Origin of the sequence: Tsukamurella asaccharolytica (assembly GCF_007858435.1) — a bacterium.
Classification (GTDB): domain Bacteria; phylum Actinomycetota; class Actinomycetes; order Mycobacteriales; family Mycobacteriaceae; genus Tsukamurella; species Tsukamurella asaccharolytica.
Genome location: NZ_VIGW01000001.1, coordinates 493,455 through 508,963, shown reverse-complemented (window position 1 = coordinate 508,963; position 15,509 = coordinate 493,455). Strand labels below are relative to the sequence as shown.

The 15,509-nt window shown below is 71.1% G+C and carries 19 protein-coding genes; 11 read left to right on the top strand and 8 right to left on the bottom strand.

What is annotated here, in order from left to right:
- Positions 1-421: 421 nt before the first annotated feature.
- A complete protein-coding gene (locus tag FK529_RS02405) occupies positions 422-1,117 on the bottom strand; it encodes a DUF6474 family protein (RefSeq protein WP_146559209.1) in 696 nt (231 codons plus the stop codon).
- A gap of 97 nt (positions 1,118-1,214) precedes the next feature.
- Between FK529_RS02405 and FK529_RS02400 the strand changes: the two genes are divergently transcribed.
- Positions 1,215-2,762 carry a TM0106 family RecB-like putative nuclease gene (locus FK529_RS02400; RefSeq protein WP_231702881.1) on the top strand — a complete coding sequence of 516 codons (1,548 nt, stop codon included), beginning with the start codon at positions 1,215-1,217 and terminating at the stop codon, positions 2,760-2,762.
- A gap of 45 nt (positions 2,763-2,807) precedes the next feature.
- On the opposite strand, the gene FK529_RS20245 is transcribed toward FK529_RS02400, so the two are convergent.
- On the bottom strand, positions 2,808-3,800 hold the full coding sequence (locus FK529_RS20245) for a hypothetical protein (RefSeq protein WP_146559207.1): 993 nt from the start codon (positions 3,798-3,800) through the stop codon (positions 2,808-2,810).
- Between the two features lie 189 nt (positions 3,801-3,989).
- On the opposite strand from FK529_RS20245, the gene FK529_RS02390 reads away from it, so the two are divergent.
- The 3 genes from FK529_RS02390 to FK529_RS02380 all read left to right on the top strand — a co-directional run bounded on the left by FK529_RS02390 (position 3,990) and on the right by FK529_RS02380 (position 6,178).
- The gene (locus tag FK529_RS02390) at positions 3,990-4,472 is read left to right on the top strand and encodes an XRE family transcriptional regulator (RefSeq protein WP_231702880.1); all 483 of its coding nucleotides are present in this window, start codon (positions 3,990-3,992) and stop codon (positions 4,470-4,472) included.
- 90 nt (positions 4,473-4,562) lie between these two features.
- Positions 4,563-5,075, top strand: coding sequence for a hypothetical protein (locus FK529_RS02385; protein WP_146559204.1), 513 nt, complete (start codon positions 4,563-4,565; stop codon positions 5,073-5,075).
- Entirely contained in the window at positions 5,072-6,178 is a 1,107-nt protein-coding gene (locus tag FK529_RS02380; protein WP_146559202.1) for an MAB_1171c family putative transporter, read from the top strand. The genes FK529_RS02385 and FK529_RS02380 overlap by 4 nt, the downstream gene beginning before the upstream one ends.
- Here the strand turns inward: FK529_RS02380 and FK529_RS02375 are convergent.
- From FK529_RS02375 to FK529_RS19930, 5 genes are all read right to left on the bottom strand, one after another.
- Positions 6,175-6,933 carry an SDR family oxidoreductase gene (locus FK529_RS02375; RefSeq protein WP_146559200.1) on the bottom strand — a complete coding sequence of 253 codons (759 nt, stop codon included), beginning with the start codon at positions 6,931-6,933 and terminating at the stop codon, positions 6,175-6,177. The genes FK529_RS02380 and FK529_RS02375 overlap by 4 nt on opposite strands.
- A gap of 60 nt (positions 6,934-6,993) precedes the next feature.
- Positions 6,994-7,752, bottom strand: a complete 759-nt coding sequence (locus tag FK529_RS02370) for a TMEM165/GDT1 family protein (RefSeq protein ID WP_146559198.1) — start codon at positions 7,750-7,752, stop codon at positions 6,994-6,996.
- Positions 7,753-7,987: 235 nt separating this feature from the next.
- On the bottom strand, positions 7,988-8,593 hold the full coding sequence (locus FK529_RS02365) for a class I SAM-dependent methyltransferase (protein ID WP_146559196.1): 606 nt from the start codon (positions 8,591-8,593) through the stop codon (positions 7,988-7,990).
- Between the two features lie 207 nt (positions 8,594-8,800).
- A complete protein-coding gene (locus FK529_RS02360) occupies positions 8,801-9,403 on the bottom strand; it encodes a superoxide dismutase (protein WP_146559194.1) in 603 nt (200 codons plus the stop codon).
- 153 nt (positions 9,404-9,556) lie between these two features.
- Entirely contained in the window at positions 9,557-9,733 is a 177-nt protein-coding gene (locus tag FK529_RS19930; protein ID WP_158635021.1) for a hypothetical protein, read from the bottom strand.
- A gap of 279 nt (positions 9,734-10,012) precedes the next feature.
- Here FK529_RS19930 and FK529_RS02355 point away from each other — a divergent pair, with 279 nt between their 5' ends.
- From FK529_RS02355 to FK529_RS02325, 7 genes are all read left to right on the top strand, one after another.
- Positions 10,013-10,411, top strand: coding sequence for a hypothetical protein (locus FK529_RS02355; protein ID WP_146559192.1), 399 nt, complete (start codon positions 10,013-10,015; stop codon positions 10,409-10,411).
- Positions 10,412-10,446: 35 nt separating this feature from the next.
- Entirely contained in the window at positions 10,447-10,866 is a 420-nt protein-coding gene (locus tag FK529_RS02350; protein WP_146559190.1) for a DUF2752 domain-containing protein, read from the top strand.
- Positions 10,867-10,931: 65 nt separating this feature from the next.
- A complete protein-coding gene (locus FK529_RS02345) occupies positions 10,932-11,840 on the top strand; it encodes a S49 family peptidase (protein WP_146559188.1) in 909 nt (302 codons plus the stop codon).
- 132 nt (positions 11,841-11,972) lie between these two features.
- Positions 11,973-12,323, top strand: coding sequence for a rhodanese-like domain-containing protein (locus tag FK529_RS02340; RefSeq protein WP_193559651.1), 351 nt, complete (start codon positions 11,973-11,975; stop codon positions 12,321-12,323).
- Entirely contained in the window at positions 12,323-13,156 is an 834-nt protein-coding gene (locus tag FK529_RS02335) for a DUF4328 domain-containing protein (RefSeq protein WP_146559186.1), read from the top strand. The genes FK529_RS02340 and FK529_RS02335 overlap by 1 nt, the downstream gene beginning before the upstream one ends.
- Positions 13,141-13,899 carry a glycerophosphodiester phosphodiesterase gene (locus FK529_RS02330; protein WP_146559184.1) on the top strand — a complete coding sequence of 253 codons (759 nt, stop codon included), beginning with the start codon at positions 13,141-13,143 and terminating at the stop codon, positions 13,897-13,899. The genes FK529_RS02335 and FK529_RS02330 overlap by 16 nt, the downstream gene beginning before the upstream one ends.
- 9 nt (positions 13,900-13,908) lie before the next feature.
- Positions 13,909-14,805 (top strand): DUF5926 family protein, encoded by an 897-nt coding sequence (locus tag FK529_RS02325; protein WP_146559182.1) that lies wholly within the window; start codon positions 13,909-13,911, stop codon positions 14,803-14,805.
- A 40-nt stretch (positions 14,806-14,845) separates the two neighbouring features.
- Here FK529_RS02325 and FK529_RS02320 read toward each other — a convergent pair whose 3' ends face one another.
- Positions 14,846-15,502 carry a TetR/AcrR family transcriptional regulator gene (locus tag FK529_RS02320; RefSeq protein WP_146559180.1) on the bottom strand — a complete coding sequence of 219 codons (657 nt, stop codon included), beginning with the start codon at positions 15,500-15,502 and terminating at the stop codon, positions 14,846-14,848.
- Positions 15,503-15,509 lie beyond the last annotated feature (7 nt).

Here is a 15,509-nt window from a genome sequence, read left to right as displayed (position 1 = left end):
CAAGCAGCCGTCAAATCGCGCTGATGCGATATGTTGTTGCACAACTGCGCCGAGTGCGCGACTCCGCTCTCACCGCTGATCGACCGGTTCCGGTTGAAGCGCGACTGCATTACAAAACTCAGACTGGCAGCTTGCATACGGAATTTAGTTACGAACCCCTCGAACTTGCCACCGACGAAAGCGAAGATGACCTGGTTCTCCGATGGATGGAGTCGGAGGAGGGGCAGAACGGCACTGTCGCTCATGCACGGTAGTTGTAGACGCTCTGCCGACAGATCCCATACTGTGAACTACCACTGGTTTCATGCCGCCTCCATTTGAACCCTGACACGGCACGACCAGGGGCCCGGCGCTGCGCTGGCGCCAGCGCCTCTCCGATGCCGACGAGTCGACGTCCACGGGCTGCGGCTCGGCCGCGGAGCTACGAGCTCACGCCGAGGCGGTTGAGGAGGTCCGCATCGATGCCGTCCAGCTCGCGGGCGATCGCCTGGTGCGCCGGGCGCCGGCGCGCGGGCGGCATCGATTCGGACGCGGTGATCGCGGTGGCGAGGTCGTCGAGGCGCTGGGCGACCGCGGTGGTGAAGGACTTGGTCTCCGCATCGGGGTGCGTCGCCGCGAGCTGATCCAGCGATCGGCGGGCCGTGACGACCCGGGCCGAGAGCCCGCCGCCGTACCCGGCGAACGCTGCGACCTCGTCGACGGGCACGCCGAGGCGCGAGGCCTTCGCGGCGTCGAGCTGGTTCCGGCCGGCCTGCGCCGCCCGGTACACGATCGGGACGACGACGGGCGCGAGCAGGCGCGCGGTCGAGACGTAGCGCTTGAGCCGCGCCTCCGACAGGAGTTTGCCGTCGACGGCCGCGCGGGCCTTCGTCTCGGCGATCTTCAGGTTGGTCGCATCGGCCTTGCCCTGCGCCTTCGCGATGATCTTCGAGCGCTGCAGGTCGGTCTTCAGCGCCTTGCGCTCGCTCTTCGACGCGGTCTTCACGAGGCGCTTGGCGTCGCGATCCGCGTTCTTGGCGGCGAGCTTCGCCTCGAGGCGCGCCTTGGACTTGAGCGCCTTGGCCTGCGCGCGGCGCTCCGCGCGGGAGGACTTCGTCTTCTTGCCGAACAAACCCATCAGTGCACGTCCTTGTAGGTCAGTACTGCCGTCCGGTACAGCATTGCACAGCGCGGCTCCGCGGGTTGTCGGTGCCGCCCGCCATACTGCTAGTGAAGTGAACATCGACGAGGCAACGACGACGAATCCGGTGAGCGCGCGGTCGCTCACCGGATGTCGGCACCGCCTGGCGCTCGAGGCGCGGGCACCGCAGAGCGATCCCGATCCCGGCGTGGAGCTGCGGGTCGAGGCGGCGGCGGTCTTCCGCGCCTCCGTCCGGGACCGGCTGCCTGGGCTGACGATCATCGAACCGGGGGAGGGCGCGGTGCGGCGCACTCTCGCCGCGATGGAGGCGGGCGCCGACCGGATCTGGAACGCCGTGCTGCCCACCGCGCACGACCGGCGCGGCCACAGCGAGCTCCTCGTCCGCCTCGCGGACGGCTACATCCCCGTCATCGTCGTCAACCACAAGACCTGCGATCCCGGCGCGGGGGCGATCACGTCGCCGCTGGACCGCTGGGAGCCCCGCGAGGACCCGACGGTCCGCTTCCGGCAGCACCGCGGCGACCAGATGCGCCTCGCGCACCTCACCCGGATGCTGCAGGACGCGGGCTTCGCGTCCCGGACGCTCCTCGGCGGGTGCATCGGGGTCGACGGTGCGCGCATCGTCGTCCAGGAGGTCGCGCCCCTGCTGGCCGCCTACGACGAGCGGTTCGCGGACCGTCGGGACGTGCTGGCCGGCACCGTGGCGACGGAGCCCGTGCGGGTGGCCGAGTGCCGGCGGTGCCCCTGGTGGCCGCAGTGCGCGCAGACCCTGACGCTCGCGCGGGACGTGAGCCTGGTGGCCGACGGGCGCTCGGCGACCGGGCTGCGCGCGGCGGGCATCGGCACCGTCGACCAGCTGGCCGAGTACGACGGGCCTCAGCCCGAGGACGTGCCCGTCCCCATCGCGGACCTGCGGGCCATGGCCCGCGCGTGGCGGGAGGGGCAGGTGCTCGTGCGCAGGCGCCCCGAGGTGAAGGTGCGCCGGGCCGACGTCGAAGTGGACGTCGACATGGAGAGCTACCAGGAGTACGGCGCCTACCTGTGGGGCACCTGGCTGCGGCGCGACGGCGTCGACCTCGGCTACCGGCCCTTCGTCACCTGGGACCCCGTGCCCACGCGCGACGAGGCCCGCTCGTTCGCCGAGTTCTGGGCCTTCCTCATGGACCGTCGCGCGGAGGCGCACGCCGCGGGCAAGACCTTCGCCGCGTACTGCTACTCGCAGAACGCCGAGAACAAGTGGCTGCTCGCCTCGGCGGACCGGTTCGCGGGCGAGCCGGGCGTGCCCGCGCGCCGCACCGTGGAGGAGTTCATCGCCTCGCCCGAGTGGGTCGACATGTTCGACGCCGTCGGCGACGCCTTCCTCTCCCTCGAGGGCCGCGGCCTGAAGAAGGTGGCGCCCGTCGCGGGATTCCAGTGGCGCGACGCGGAGGCCGGCGGCGAGGCGTCGATGCTCTGGTACCGCGTGGGCGTGGGGATCGACGCGGGCTTCGCGGACGAGGACCGGGCCGTCCAGCGGCAGCGGATCCTCGACTACAACGAGGACGACGTGCGGGCTACCGCCTCGCTGCGCGCGTTCATGTCGAGCGAGAAGGTACTCGACCTGCCGGTGGTCGGCGGTTAGGGCCCGCCCGCGGCGAGGGATTCGGGCCCCGCGCGGCGCGGGTGGTTACGCCTGGGACTGGCGCAAGTGCGCACGGCGCAGGGCGTCGGCGAAGCTGCCGCTGCCCAGGAGCGCGATGCCGCCGAGGATGGCGATCATCGCGGGGGAGAGCTGTCGCGCCGTCTCGGCCGCGACCGGCGCTACCCGCTGCGCCGAGCTGTACGCCGCGGCGAAGACGGTGCTGTCGCCGCTGCTGCCGGAGCTCTGTTCCGCCTGCTGGCGATCGGTGTTCGACGGTGCCGGGGCAGCGGGAGGCCGAGCCGGGGCCGCCGGAGCCGCGGGGGCGGCCGGCGTCGGCGCGGGTGCCGGCGCCGGGACGACCGGACCCATCACGAGCGACGGGGCGACGAGCGGCGCCACTGCGGCCGGGGCGGCGGGCGCCGGGGCGGCCGGGGCCGTTGCGGCGGGAGCCGGAGCAGCCGGTGCCGGATCCGAGGCGCGAGACTCGTCGCCGCTGCTCGAGGAGTCGCCGTCCCGGCCCGACCCCGGCGACATGGGAAGCGGGTTGCCCGTGCGGACACCGGTGCCGCTGGAGATCGACGCGCCGCCCGAGCCGGTGGACCCGGTCGACGTGCCGGTGCCCGAGCCGGCGGAACCGGTGTCCCCGCCGGGCGCGCCCGTCGAACCGCCCGTCGAACCGCCCGTTGAGCCGTTGCCCGGGGAGCCGTTGCCCGCGCCGCCGCCGAGGATGTCGCCGATGATGCCGAGCAGGCCGCCGTGGCTGTGGCCCTGGCCCGTGCCGGGCTGGGTGCCGCCCGTCCCGGTCCCGCCCTCCGGGGCTGTGCCCGAGCCCGAGCCCGTGCCGCCCGACGATCCGGTGGTGTTCGAGGAATCGCTGCCGTCCGCGGGCTGCGAGGTCGCGCCGGTCGGCCCGGAGTCGCTGCCGGAATCCTGCGAATCGGGGGCGCCCCAGGCGGGCGCGGAGGCGATGGCGCCGACGGCGAGAGCGGTGATGCCGATGGCGCGGAGCCTGCGCGTGAGACGGGTCGGACGCGACACAGCACACCCCTTCCGCCATCCGTGCACGAGCGTAGGTAAGAATACAGTATCGGCGCCCATGAGTAATGGCTGATCACGAAGCTACCGTGTCTCATGGTGAATGCGCTATAGTGTGATAAAGGCTTGTGGACTCGCAATAAGTTGTGTTCAGTGAGTCTGGAGTGCCGGTGATAGAGAGGGATGGCACAAGTGGAGACAGGTAGTAAGTACGACAGCGACGCTCTGGTGGGCCAGGGCCTGTTCGCGAGTCGTCTCGAGGAGCTGTTCCGCACGGTGCCCGGCCCGAACGGTCGCGCATTCACGGCGAAGGCGATCGCCCAGCGTTCGACCGCCCTGGGGTTCCGCTTGGGCGAGTCCTACCTGAGCCAGCTCCGCTCCGGCAAGGCGAAGTCGCCGTCCTTCCGCACCGTCGAGGGCATCTCCGCCGCGTTCGGCGTGGACGTGCACTACTTCCTCGAGGACGAGGCCGCTCAGCGCACCCGCGACCAGATCCACCTCATGCGCCTGCAGGCCGACACCAAGGTGCAGATGGCCGCGTTCCGCCTGGCCGGGCTCTCGCCCGACTCGGTGAACATGGTCAACGAGCTCATCAAGGTGCTGCGGGTGCAGCAGGGCCTGCCCGCCGACCCGCCCGAGCTTCCCGTAGACTCGCGCGAAAACGAGGGGATCTAGCCTCACCGGCTGTCGCGTCGCGGCCTTCCCGGCCGCCGTGAGTGTGCCTCCGGCACGCGTCGTCCCTCTGCGACCGTGTGGAGGTGGGCTGTGCGTTCCGTCAAAGCGCTGCGCCGCCTGTGCGAGAACGAGGTGCGCAGCCTCGATCTGGATCTGCCCTTCGACGCCGTGCAGTTGTGTGAGAAATACGGCAAGCGCCGCGGCCGGGACATCCTGGTGATCTCGCAGCCGCTTCCCGTCGGTATGCCGAACGGGCTGTGGCTCGTCGGCGATGACGCCGACTACTTCTTCTACCAGGCGAATACCTCGCGCACGCACCGCGACCAGATCATCATCCACGAGTTCGGCCACCTCATCGCGGGCCACCAGCACGCCGGTCCGACAGCGGCCGCCCCGCGGTCCGCCGAGATCTCCTCGCCCGAGGCCGACGCGGCCCTGCACCGGACCTGTTACGACGACGAACACGAGTGGGAGGCCGAGATGATCGCCTCCATCATCCTCGGGTGGGCGTCCGAGGCCGGTGCCCTTGCCGGCCGCACCGCCAAGCACGACAGTCTGCGCGGTATTCAGCGCGCCCTGGGAGGTCATTCCCGGTGGTTGTGAAGCTCGTGAACGTACTCGGCGTCGCGTTCTTCACCCTGGTCCTGTGCTGGCGCATCGACCGGCTCTATCGCGCGAAGGCCGGCATCCAGGCCGTGGCGGTCACCGTCGCCATCGCCGCGCTCACCTTGGCCGTGCTCCTGCTCGGCTCGACGATCGCGCCGACCATCGACGGTGTGCTCTGGCGCGGCGCCTCCCGACTCGGCGGGTACGCCTCGCTCGCGCTGTGCGTCGCCGCGCTCGCCGTCGCCTTCTTCTACGGCCCCACGGAATCGGCCCGCCAACGTCGCGCGGGGATGGAGGCCGTGCCGCTCATCGCCGCAGTCATCGGCCTGTCGGTCGCCATGACCGTGACGCCGCCGTCGTTGCGCGACGCCAGCCTCGACACGCTCACCGTGCAGGAACTGGGCTTCGCCGTCTTCTTCGTCATCGCGGGCGGCTACCTCATGTACGGGCTCGCGGACTGCGTCCTCTCGTTGACCCGGCTCATGCCCTTCGCCGACGGGTACCTGATCACCTCGCTGAAGCTCATGGCCGGCGGGCTCGCGATCACCGCCGTCGGCTACCTCGTCCAGGTGGCCTTCGTGCTCACCAGCGCGGGCCACGTGGCCTCGTGGCCGATGCTGCTGGTGCTGTCGCAGGCGTGCACGGCGGGCGGCATCCTGCTGTTCGTCGTGGGACTGAGCTACCCGGGCGTGCGGGGCTTCGTCGTGCAGCTGCAGTACCGCAAGAAGCACCGTCGGGACTACCGGCGACTCGAGCCGCTGTGGACCCTGCTCACCACCGCTGTTCCGGAGGTGGTGCTCGACGCGGGTACGGGCCGCCGCGATCCGCACCTGCGGTTCCAGCGACGCGTCGTCGAGATCCGCGACGTCCTGGTGCAGCTCAGCCCGTACCTGCCGGAGGATTTCGGTGACGGCGTGCCCGAGGAGAACGTGCACAACCTGCTCGTCGCGATCGACCTGCGCGCCGAGGCCGGGGCGTCCCCGGCACCGTCGTCGATGGTGCTCCCGCCCGACGGGCCGTCCATCGACGACGACGCCGCCCCGCTCCTCGTCCTGTCGGACGCGGTCGGGGCGACGCCGGCGGAGGAATTGCAGATCTAGCGCGGCGCCATCCGCAGCGCCCCATCCATCCGGATCGTCTCGCCGTTGATGTAGTCGTGCTCCGCGAGGAAGTACGCCAGCTGCGCGTATTCCGACGGCTCGCCCAGGCGCGACGGGAACGGGATGCCCGCCTCGAGGGTCTTCTTGAACTCGGGGGTCACGCCGGCCAGCATCGGGGTGTTGATGGTGCCGGGCGCGATGGTGTTCACGCGGATGCCGAACTGCGCGAGGTCGCGCGCGGCGGTGATCGTCATGGCGTGCACGCCGCCCTTGGACGCGGTGTAGGCGATCTGGCCGATCTGGCCCTCGAACGCCGCGACCGAGGCGGTGTTGACGATGAGGCCCCGGGAGCCCTGCTCGTCGACGGCCTCCTGCTTGCTCATCTGGTCGGCGGCCAGGCGCATCACGTTGAACGTGCCCACCAGGTTGATGTTGATGACCGTCTGGAACAGGTCCAGCGCGTGCGGGCCGTTCTTCGACAGGATGCGGCCGGCCCAGCCGACGCCCGCGCAGTTGACGGCCACGCGCAGCGGGCCCGCCTTGACGGCCTCGGCGATCGCGGCGAGGACCTCGTCCTCCTTGGTCACGTCGGTGGCGACGAGGTGCACGTTCTCGACCGGGGTCGCCTTATCGATCGACGGCTGCAGGTCGAGCCCGAAGACCGTGGCGCCCGCCTCGGCGAAGCGCTGTGCGGTGGCGGCGCCGAGGCCGGATGCGCCACCGGTGACGATGACGGAGGAGCCGGAGACGTCCATGGCTGATTCCCTTCTGTAGTGGAGCGCGCTCGCCGGGTGGGCGGCGCGACCCACCTCACACTAGTGAAGGGAGGTGCCTCCCGGGCCGGGGATGCTCTGCTCCGTCGTCGGTACTTCCGGGGCTTGCGATGCGGGCGGGGTCGACGGTGCCGCCGCCGCTGCGCGGTGCGCACGGCGAACGACGATCCCGCCGGCGATCATCGTCACGGCGACGGCCAGCCCGGTGACGATCCGGCTCGTGCCGTCGAGCTCCGGCCAGGCCTCGGCCAGCAGCCACGCGCCGAAGCCGAAGAACAGGATGGTCGCGCCGATCGCGATCGCCCGCTCCGGCAGCCGCGAGCCGAGCACGGCGCCGACCGCGATGGCGAGGGCGTCGGCCGCGACCATGCCGAGCGTCGAGCCGAGCCACACGCCGAACCAGTTGTGCTGCGTGGAGAGGGTGATCGTCGCGAGCATCGTCTTGTCGCCGAGCTCGGCGAGGAAGAAGGCGGAGGTCACGGCCAGGAAGACCGAGCGGGTGACGCGATCAGCGGTGCCGCTCTCGTCGTCGGAGAGGGTATCGCCGCGCCACGTCCAGAAGGCGAAGACCAGCATCGAGATGCCCGCCACCGCGGTGATCAGGTGGGTGGGGATGGCGGAGCCGAGGGCGAAACCGATGCCGACCGAGACGATGTGCGTGAGCGCCGTGGCGACGGTGATTCCCAGCAGGACGACCCACCACTTGAAGCGGGCGGCGAAGGTCATCGCCATGAGCTGGGACTTGTCGCCGAGTTCGGCGACGAAGACGACGGTGAAGCTGATGAGCAACGCCTCGAGCACGGTGTTTCAACCTCCTGTGAAGACCTGTGCCACACGGATCCGACGGTCGGTCGCGCGATCAGGGTCCGCTCAGGCGCTCCTCCCTTTCAGGCCTTGTCGATGCTAGTTGCGAAAGAGCGAAAGAGCAAGTAGCGCAAGAGTTTTAGTCCCCTGAGAAGAATCTTCATAGGTCCGTCGAGCCGGATTCGGGCGACCGGATCCGCTGGTGCCGGGCGCCCGGGCACCATCGGTCGGTTCAGCTGCGGACGGCGAGGAGCTGCGCCATGGGAAAGCGGTAGTCCTTGTCCCGGTAGACGATCCGCCACGACTCGGCGAGGCCCGCGTCCGCGAGCACGCGGGCGAACTCGTCGGGGTGCCAGCGCCACGCGGGCGCGACGGCATGGTCGAAGGGGAGCGGCGGACCGGGATCGTCGACCGATTGGAAGGCGACGAGGACCGGAGTGCCCGGGGTGATGCGGCGCGACCAGGTTCGCACCGCCGCGACGACCTCGGTCGGTTCCACGTGGATCAGGCTGAACCGCGCGAGGATCGCGGCGATCGGCCCGTCGGGAAGAGTGGCGAGGGAGGCGTCACCGTCGACGAACCTGAGGCCCGGATGCAGGCGGCGCGCGTGCCCGAGCATCTCCGCACTGGGGTCGAGGCCGATCACGTCGAGGCCACGTCCCGCCAGGTCGGCGGCGACGTGGCCGAGCCCGCAGCCGACGTCGACCGTGCGCCCCGGGCGTCCCGCCGCGACCTCCGCGAAGGCCGCCGCGGCGTGCCGCTCGACGGGGTACTGATACGGATCCGGGAACATCTCGGCGTAGAGGTCGGCGAGAGCGTCGTATCCGGGCTGTGTCATGGGCACACTCTCGCAGCGGGCACCGACACCGACGCTCAGCGGACGTCGGGGGGTGCGGGTAGCGGTGGCGCGCGAGAGCACGGGAACCTTTCGAATGCGTGGGTTGCGAACACACGCTAGCGAATTGCGCGCGCGGCGCAGTATCGGGAACGACGGAACCCCGTCGGCGCGGAGGCGCGCGACGGGGTTCCGAGACGGAGGCGGGGATCAGCCCTTGGCGGCGGCGTAGCGCGCGGCCACGTCCTCCCAGTTCACGACGTTCCACCAGGCCTTGACGTAGTCGGCCTTGACGTTCTTGTACTGCAGGTAGAAGGCGTGCTCCCACATGTCCAGCAGGAGCAGCGGGGTCAGGTTGATGGAGATGTTGCCCTGCTGGTCGGTGAGCTGCTGGATCACGAGGCGCTGACCGATGTGATCCCAGGCGAGGACCGACCAGCCGGACCCCTGCAGCGTCATCGCGACGGCAGTGAAGTGGGCCTGGAACTTGTCGAAGTCGCCGAAGTACTCGTCGATCGCGGTCGCGAGCTCGCCGACCGGCTTGTCGCCACCGTTGGGGGAGAGGTTCTTCCAGAAGATCGAGTGGTTGGTGTGGCCACCCAGGTGGAAGGCGAGGTTCTTGCTGAGCAGCGGCGCCTTGGTGGCGATCGAGCCGTCCTCGCGGGCCTCCGCGAGCTGCTCGAGGGCCTGGTTCGCGCCGGCGACGTACGCGGCGTGGTGCTTGCTGTGGTGCAGCTCCATGATCTCGCCCGCGATGTGGGGCGCGAGCGCGCTGTAGTCGTAGTCGAGGTCCGGCAGAGTGTAGACGGCCACGTCTTTCCCTTCGATTGAGGAAGCGATCGCTTCCTGTGCGTCCTTCGTACGCTTCCAGCCTTTCTTATCTGGAATGGTTCCGCAATAAGGACGGCGGAAAGCGTATGAAGTGCGGTTGAGGTTCGCGGGCGCGGATGGCGCGGGCGGGGCGGATCAGCCCAGGGAGACGATGAGCACGAGTGCGAGCGTGAGCGCCGCGACCGTCAGCAGGGTGCGGGTCAGTGAGCGCGAGAAGTACACGGTGCACGAGCTGCGCGGCGCGACGTCGGTACCGGCGGCGAAGGAGTGAGTGCGCTTGACCGTCATCGCGTCGCCTTCCGTGTGTTGCATCTGTGAAACCCGTCACAGGTGTGGTGTGGAACACTGTAGCGGACGTGCGGACGGGGAGGGAAATCGGTCGGCGCGATATCCGGCTGAAACGGGCGCGCCGGCACCCGTCAGTCTCAAATGCCCGATGTTTGTTGTTCATTCGGGCGGATGTGACCCACTAGACCGGGGGGTTGGTTTACGGCGTCCACCTGCACCGCGCCACGACGACCCGATAGGAACACGACTCGTTCCTATCGCGAATGCTTGGATTCCGTCGCCCGGCGCGGGAACATGGTGGACATGACCGGAACCAGTTTCGGGGTGCGCACCCAGCGCCCCGGCGGTGATCGGGCCGGCCGCATCCGCACCATGGTCAGCGGCCGCCAGACCCGCGCCGACATCGTCGTTTCGACGGCCCTGCTCGCCGTCTCCTTCGCGGCGACGATCTGCAACCTCGTGTTCGCCATCCGCGCGATGCCCTCCCTCCGCGAGTGCGCGGCGATGGCGTGCACGTACACCGGGGACTTCGACGTCCTGGCGATCACCTTCCTCACGTCGCTGCTGGTCGGCACCACCTTCGGCGTGCACGCGGTGCTCAACATGCTCAATCGGCGCAGCTCCTGGGGCTACGCGCTGCTCGATGCCCTGGTCTCCGTGGGCTCCCTGGTCGGCGCCCTCGCCATCGTCTCCGCGCTCTGACCGGTGGTCCCTGCGGCGACGCTAACCTGGTGTCCATGACCACGACCGCCCCGTCGACGTCCGCGCGCCTGCGGGCGTCCGCCTGGCCGCTGGCCGCGGCAGCGGGCGCCGGCGTCGTCGTCCTCGCGCTGCACCTGCGCGATCCGCACGTCCAGAACAGTTGGGGCGTCTGCCCGCTGTACGCGGCGAGCGGGCTGTACTGCCCTGGCTGCGGTGGACTGCGCGCCGTCAACGACGTCACCAACGGCGACTTCCTCGCCGCGCTCGGCTCGAACGCGCTGATCTATCCGGCGGGCCTCGTGATGGCGTGGTTGTGGCTGGCCTGGCTCGGTCGCCGCGCGGGCTTCGCGGTTCCCGCCGTACCGCAGAACAAGTACCTGTGGATCACCGTCGGCGTGCTGATCATGGTCTGGACCGTCGCGCGCAACCTCCCGGGTTCCCCGCTGGCACCCTGACCTTCGCGACGGTCGTGACCTGCGGCGATGACGGGATGTCGGGTTCTCCCGCTACCGTCGGGGCCATGAGTCCCCTCGTGACCGAACTGCAGGACGCGGCGAAGGCCGCCAGTCACCGCGTGCGCGCCGCCCTCGGGCAGGCCGGGGGAGTGATCCCGGTCGTGCGCCTCGAAGGCCCGATCGCGGCGCCCGCGATGTCGGGCGGGCTCGGCCGCGGGGTTCTGAACCTCGCCGGGGTGGAGCCGGTGCTCCGCCGGGCCTTCGAGACCGACGACGCCGTCGCCGTCGCGCTGGTGCTCAACAGCCCCGGCGGCTCGCCCGCGCAGTCCGAGCTCATCGCCACCCGGATCCGGCAGCTCGCCGCGAAGCACGAGCTGCCCGTGCTGGCCTTCGTCGAGGACGTCGCCGCGTCGGGCGGGTACTGGCTGGCGTGCGCCGCCGACGAGATCTTCGTGACCACCACCTCCATCGTCGGGTCGATCGGCGTGATCTACGCGGGCTTCGGCGCCAAGGAGCTGATCGGCAAGATCGGCCTAGAGCGCCGGGTCGTCACCGAGGGCGACGCCAAGCACCGCCTCGACATGTTCGAGGACGTCCGTGAGGGCGATATCGAGTGGCTGCACGGCGTCCAGGGCGATATCCACAATGCCTTCCAGGAGTGGGTCACCAGCCGGCGGGGCGACCGTCTCGGGGATGACCCGGCCCTGTTCACGGGCGAGGTGTGGATCGGCCGTGCCGCGGTGGACTTGGGTCTGGCCGACGGGATCGGCACCCTGCGCGGCGTGCTCGACGAGCGCTTCCCCGACGCCGAGATCGAGGCCCTGCACGCCCCGAAGCCGCTGCTCGCGCGCCTGTTGGGCAGCGGAACCGCGATCGACGGTACCGGCCTCGCCGCGTCCGTCACCGCCGGCGTTCTCGACGGCGCGCTCGCCGGGCTGCAGCGCCGCGGCCTGTGGGCGAATTTCGGGGCTTGACATGCTCGATCCACAGGGGGCGGATTCGCTGCTGGTGAGGCGCTTGCTAAGCAACCCTCAAGTTGTGGATGAGTCTGTGGAAACTGTGGATGAATCGTCGGCGGCGCCTGCCGCCCGTGGAAGACTGGAGCTATGACGGACTACCCCGCAGACGGTCCGATCACCGTCGATGCCCTGCCCGCGGATCTCGCCGCCGCGCCGGGGCTCACCGTGCTCGACGTCCGCGATCCGGACGAATGGGACCTCGGCCACGCCCCCGGGGCCGTGCACCTGCCGCTGCCCGACCTGCCCGCCCGGTTCGGAGAGATCGACCCGGACGATCAGGTGTGCGTGATCTGCCGTGGCGGTGGCCGCTCCGAGCAGGCCGTCCGCTACCTCGAGACCGTGGGGATCGAGGCCGTCGTCGTGGACGGCGGGATGATCGCCTGGGCGTCCCTCGGCAGGCCCGTCGTGCGACCGGACGGCAGCCCGGGGGCCGTCTGATGCACCCGAACCCCGCGCGCACCGCGCAGCCGCGCGCCCGCCTCCGGTGGCTCGCCCGGCGCCCGCCCGAGACGCTGCCGGTGCCGCGCCGCGCACCGTCGGCCCCGACGCCGACGCCGCGGTACCCGACGACCCCCCGCTGGGGCCTGCGCCAGGACTTCAGTCCGCCCGCGGACGCCGCGCCGACCACCGCGGAGACCGCGGCCGACGCGACCCCCTTCGTCCTGCGCCTGACCATCGGCATCGTCCTCGCCGCCGCGGTCGTGGAGGCGCTGGCCTACCTGCTGCTGGTGATCAACCGGTCGGGTCCCCTGCCGGGCTGGCTCGCGGCGACCGCCACCGTCGCGGTGTTCGCGATCGGGTGGCTGGCCGTGCTCGCGGTGATCGCGCTCTTCGTGGTGCTCACGCTATGGCTGCGGGTATCGCGGGAGCGCGCCTACGCGGCCGTCGGTACCAGCGAGCCCCGCCCCGCGTGGCAGCTGTGGGTGTACTGCCTGGTCCCGGTGGTGAACCTCGCGGCGGCACCCGTGCTCGTGCTGGAGCTGGCCGATGCGCAGCGCCGCGCGGCCGGGCAGGCCACGGATCGTCGCGCGGTGTTCATCCGGCGCTGGTGGGCGGCATGGGTCGCGCTGACTATCGTCACGGTGGCGTGCGTGGCGTATTCGCGTGCGGACGGCGGTCTTCAGCACGGCGCCGACGCGATGGTCTACACCGCGCTGACCTACCTGCTGAGCGGGGCCTTCCTGCTGCTCACGGCACGGTTGGTGCGCATGATCGACGGGGGGCCGACGGCCCGGGAGCAGGAGGGCGGGACGCGATGGTTGGCGGCGTAGCGGGAATCGTTGCCCATCGGGGCGCCAGCGGGGAGTTCCCCGAGCACACCATGAGCGCCTTCGAGGCCGCGGTCGCCGAGGGCGCCGATGCGATCGAGTGCGACGTCCGGCTCACCAAGGATCACCACCTCGTCTGCCTGCACGACCGCACCGTCGAGCGCACCTCCGACGGGACGGGCGCCGTCTCCGAGCTCGACCTCGCCGACCTGAAGGCGATGGACTTCGGTTCGTGGAAGCGGCCCGGCCATCCCGAGCCCGTGGTCACCCTCGAGGAACTGATCGAGCTGGCCCGCACGTCCGGCCGCAAGCTCTTCGTCGAGACCAAGCATCCGGTGCGCTTCGGCGGGATGGTCGAGCAGAAGCTGCTCGCCGCGCTCCAGCGCCACGGGCTCACCAAGCCCGAGGACGTCGCCGACGCGCCCGTCGTCGTCATCTCCTTCTCCGGATCCGCCGTCTGGCGCGTGCGCCGCAACGCCCCCGGAGTCCCCACCGTGCTGCTCGGCGAGGCCTCCCGGCTGCTCGGCGGCGGCGCGGCCACCGCGGTCCGCGCCCAGGGCATCGGCCCGTCGGTGGACTCGCTGCGGGAGCGGCCCGACACCGTCGCCAAGGCCCGGGCCGCCGGCCGGTTCACGTACTGCTGGACCGTCGACTCCGAGGCCGACGTCGCCCTGTGCAACGGCCTCGGCGTCGAGTGGATCGCCACCAACCACCCGGCCCGTACCCGCTCCTGGCTGCGGGGATAGGCTCTCCACATGGGTAGACGCGAACGCAATGCCACTCCCCGCGAGGGATCGAACCGTGCCGAGAAGGTGGCCGCCCGGCGCGCCCGCGCCGAGGCGTCGGCCGCCGAGGGCAGCCGCCCGTTCGAAGGCCTGGCCGCCGAATGCGACATCGTCGCGCTCCGCAACTTCGTGCCCAGCGCCACCGCGCCCCTGACCGTCACGGGCGCGAACCGCGAGGTCCGGCTCGCGACGGTGCTCCCCGGCGCCGCGCAGGCCCTGGTCCGCGAGGAGTCCGACGGGGTCATCGGCTACGCCGCCCTGCAGACCGCGACCCGACCGCTGCAGCCCGGCGCCGCGCTCGCCGGCGCCGCCCGGTTCGCCGCCGACGCCGAGGTGGGGGAGGCGCTGGCGGAGGAGTCCGACGGTGCGCTGCTCGAGGTCCTGGACGCCGCGGGGCCGCTCGCGGTCACCGTGCACAAGGACTTCGACTGGTGGCTCGCCGGCGCCGCCGATGCGCAGACCCGGCAGCTCGTCGAGCACGCCAACTCGCTCATCACCCCCGCCGCGCGCCTCGACCTGGGCGCCGACGGCATCGGTGCGCCGTGGTGGGCCGACACCGGCTCCAAGGCGCACCTGCGCTGGGTGCACCCCGCCCCCGAGGACGAGCTGATGGCCGCCCTGGCCCGCGTGCACGCCGCCGGCGGACTCACCGTGGGCGAGGGCTCGCGGTTCGCGGGCTCGTTCCGCTCCGACGGCCTGCTCGTGCCCGTCTTCGATCTCGATCGCGATTCGCACCCGGACGAGTGGGTGGCCGGCACCGTCGAGCTGGCCAAGCGCCTCGCCGAGGCCCTGGCCGACGACTCCGAGCTCACCGCCGCGCAGCGGCGCTCCCGCGACGGCCTGCGCGGCCGTCAGGTCTCGCTGTAGTCCCGGCCGACCGGCCCGGTCCGGAGGGATCGGGCCCGGCTCAGCCGTGGAAGCGGTCGCCGAGGGCGCCGCGCAGGTGCGCCAGGATCGTCTCCCGCACGTCGTAGGTCTCGGCGCTCGGGTCCAGGGCGCCGAGCGCGCGGGCCAGTCGGGGCCGGTCGACGACGTGCTGCGGGATCTCCCGCTCGTACCAGGCGCTCGCCGACGGGCTGGCCTCGCGCATCGCCTGGTTGGTGCGCACCGTGACCTCGCCGATCGTGATCCGCCACAGGCCCAGCAGCAGGTGCAGCGACTCGTCCTCGGGGATGCCGATCTCGTCCGTGGTCCGCAGGAACTCGTCGAACGACCACGCCGAGTAGGCGTCGATGATCTCGTCGGCCGAGAGCACGTCGACCACCCACGGATGCCGGGTGAGGTGATCGATCACGGTGAGCGGCAGCTCCACCAGCCGCTGATGAGGATCTTCCGGCAACTCGGGCACGGGGGTGTTCCACGACTGATGCTCGAGAACGGCGCCCAGGAGGTCGTTCTTCGAATCGAAGTAGTGGTAGATGCCCATCGCGCTGATGTCGAGGCGCGCCGCCAGGGTGCGCATCGAGAACTTCAGCGGATCGGTGGCGAGGATCTCGGCCGCGGCGGCGACCACTTGCTCCCGGTTCACCTTCGGCGGACGGCCGATGCGGCCGCGTGCAGTCATGGCGACA